Raw genomic sequence first — 3,208 nt, forward strand, 5'->3', positions numbered from 1 at the left:
ATACGAACAACTATTTCTGACCCTTGAACAACTTGTAAAGCACGAGTGCTGAAACTCCTGCAATAGCCAAAGAAGCCAAGACCAATAGTCCGGTAAAGAAAATCTCAAGTGCTAGCAACATGTCTTAAGTCTAACCTTTCAAGAAAAGGTACGCGGTGGCCACGGCAAGGATCAAATAGCTTCCGCCACCCACGTAAACCAGTTTGCGCACGAAGCCCTCGGCGTTGTTTTTGAATAACTGCAGTAGCGAAACGGTGGCAATCGAGCCGGCCAACACCGCACCGAAGGATGCCTCCACGTTTTGGCTCTCATCGCTGAAGCCAATAACCAGGATCAGGGTCTCGGCTGCGACCAGCGCCCAAATAATGATGATCTGGGCCCATTTCGCTTTCACAAGGCAATCATGCCTTAAGTCCAAGTAAATAAAGGGCTAAACTTTAGCCAAGCGTTTTGGGAGACACTTATGGCTCAACTTCTGGTTTTGACAGCGACAGCTGAATCTGAAGTTCTTCCTGCGCTGGGCCTATTGAGCCACCGCGTTCGCCAGATTCCAGCTGAACCGGCAAACCTGGTAAATGCCCCTGGTCACGACCTAATTTTTCTTGATGCCCGCCGCGATCTGGCCGGGGCTAAATCCCTAGCCAAAATCTTGGTCGCCACCGGGCTGAGTGCTCCCCTAATTCTTGTAGTTACCGAGGGTGGACTCACCGCCGTGAACGCCGAGTGGGGCGCCTCAGACATCGTTGTTGAAGGCGCTGGACCTGCCGAACTAGATGCCCGCATTCGCCTGGCCATTGGCAAGGCCAAGCAATTTGAGGGCAGCGACAAGATTCATGCCTCAGGCGTGGTAATCGATGAGGCCAGCTATTCGGCCAAGGTTAATGGTCGCCCGCTTGATCTCACCTATAAAGAGTTCGAGCTACTGCGCTTCTTGGCTCAACACCCTGGCCGTGTTTTCACCCGCGAGCAGCTGCTCAGCGAGGTTTGGGGCTACGACTACTTTGGTGGCACTAGAACCGTAGACGTGCATATTCGCCGCCTGCGAGCCAAACTGGGCGATCTAGAGGCCCTGATTGGCACCGTGCGCAACGTTGGCTACCGCTTCAACATCGATGAAAGCGCCGATGCCCGAGCCGAGGCACTGGCCGAATAACCTGGCCGAATAACGCCGATATCGGTGTTCTGACGGGTTTACCTTCCGGTAAAACTGCGTCTATCCGTAAGCAACCTGGCCGTGGCAGGATTGAACAATGTCTTCAGAAGAAACCATGTCAATCTCGTTGCCTGATTTTGGCACCGAATTGGCCCCAAATCGCTACCTAGATCGTGAGCTCAGCTGGCTTGCCTTCAACCAGCGAGTCTTGGAAATGGCAGAAGACCCAACCATGTTCCTTTTGGAGCGGGTCAACTTTTTGGCAATTTTTGCCTCGAACCTCGATGAATTCTTCATGGTTCGCGTGGCAGGCCTAAAGCGCCGTATTGCAACCGGCCTAGCTGTGACTTCAAGTTCCGGCTTGTCACCTCAAGAGGTTCTCAGTGAAATCAGCCGCGAGGCACACCGCCTGCAGGAGCGTCACGCCCAGCTATTCATCGACACCATCAAACCGGCGATGAAAGAAAAAGGCATTCGAATCGTTCGCTGGGCAAACCTCGAGGACTCTGAGCGCGGCCTGCTGCACGAATATTTTCAGAATCAGATTTTTCCGGTACTAACTCCGCTTGCAGTTGACCCTGCTCACCCGTTCCCATACATCTCCGGTCTGTCACTAAACCTTGCTGTGGTTTTGAAGAACCCGGATTCTGGCAAAGAACACTTTGCCCGAGTAAAGGTTCCTCCACTACTTCCACGCTTCGTGCGAATTCCTGGCTACAGTGGAGTTCAAGATGCACGCTTTGTTCCACTCGAAGACATCATCGGTGAATATTTGGGTCTGCTATTTCCGGGTATGCAGGTTTTGCAGCACCACACGTTCCGCGTTACTCGCAACGAAGATCTTGAAGTTGATGAAGACGAAGGTGAGAACCTACTTCTTGCTCTTGAAAAAGAATTGCTGCGCCGTCGTTTTGGTCCACCGGTTCGCCTTGAAGTTGCCAACGATATAAACCCAGAAGTTCTAGAACTTTTGATTCGCGAACTAGACATCAGCGACGAAGATGTTTACCACCTGCCATCACCGCTTGATCTGACCGGTCTATTTGAAATTTCATCGCTCAAGCGTGCGGATTTGCACTACCCACCTCACCAGGTGATTACTAATCGCTACCTTCAGCCGGTGGAAGATAAAGATGTAAGTATTTTCTCGGCGATGCGTCAGCGCGATATTTTGATGCACCACCCATATGAGTCATTCTCAACCTCGGTTCAAGCTTTTGTCGAGCAGGCCGCCGCTGATCCAAAAGTTTTGGCTATCAAGCAAACCCTGTACCGCACCTCGGGTGATTCACCGATTGTTGATGCGCTAATTGCCGCTGCTGAAGCTGGCAAGCAAGTTTTGGCACTGGTTGAAATCAAGGCGCGCTTTGACGAGCAGAACAACATCGCTTGGGCCCGCAAACTTGAACAGGCTGGCGTGCATGTGGTTTACGGAATCGTTGGCTTGAAGACCCACTGTAAGTTGGCACTGGTTATTCGCCAAGAAAAAGGCCAGCTTCGCCGCTACTGCCACGTTGGCACAGGTAACTACAACCCTAAGACTGCCCGCTACTACGAGGACTACGGTCTACTAACCTCGCGCGAGTCCGTGGGTGAAGACCTAACCAAGTTGTTCAACCAACTTTCTGGCTATGCACCTGAAGCCGAATTCAAATCGTTGATGGTTTCACCTAACGGCGTGCGTGAGGGCTTGACCGCTCGCATTGAGCAAGAAATTGCCCACAAGCAGGCCGGTAAAGATGCTCGCATTCGCATCAAGGTCAACTCTCTTGTTGATGAACAAATCATTGACTCTCTCTACAAGGCATCTAATGCTGGCGTGCCGGTCGAAATTTTGGTTCGCGGAATGTGTGCGCTAAAGCCAGGCGTTCCAGGTTTAAGTGAAAACATCAAGGTGCGCTCAGTACTCGGTCGTTACCTTGAACACTCAAGAATCTTCGCTTTCGCCGGTGGCGGCGACCCTGCGGTTTTCATTGGTTCAGCAGACATGATGCACAGAAACTTGGATCGTCGCGTTGAAGCGCTTGTTCGCCTTTCGCAGCCAGATCACATTCG

General features: G+C 51.9%; 3 protein-coding genes. 2 read left to right on the forward strand and 1 reads right to left on the reverse strand.

From position 1 onward, the window contains the following. Window positions 1–130: 130 nt before the first annotated feature. Entirely contained in the window at window positions 131–394 is a 264-nt protein-coding gene (locus Q0L26_RS05635) for a hypothetical protein (RefSeq protein ID WP_296648542.1), read from the reverse strand. A gap of 69 nt (window positions 395–463) precedes the next feature. On the opposite strand from Q0L26_RS05635, the gene Q0L26_RS05640 reads away from it, so the two are divergent. Continuing rightward, window positions 464–1,153 carry a response regulator transcription factor gene (locus Q0L26_RS05640; protein ID WP_296648544.1) on the forward strand — a complete coding sequence of 230 codons (690 nt, stop codon included), beginning with the start codon at window positions 464–466 and terminating at the stop codon, window positions 1,151–1,153. Between the two features lie 97 nt (window positions 1,154–1,250). Then, on the forward strand, window positions 1,251–3,208 hold a 1,958-nt coding region (locus tag Q0L26_RS05645), incomplete at its 3' end, for an RNA degradosome polyphosphate kinase (protein WP_296648547.1).

Source organism: Rhodoluna sp., from assembly GCF_024641065.1.
Taxonomy (GTDB): Bacteria; Actinomycetota; Actinomycetes; order Actinomycetales; family Microbacteriaceae; genus Rhodoluna.

Bases quoted from the DNA above. Each gene is read 5' to 3' on its own strand.
- Q0L26_RS05640 (WP_296648544.1), top strand. From the start codon at position 464: ATGGCTCAACTTCTGGTTTTGACAGCGACAGCTGAATCTGAAGTTCTT.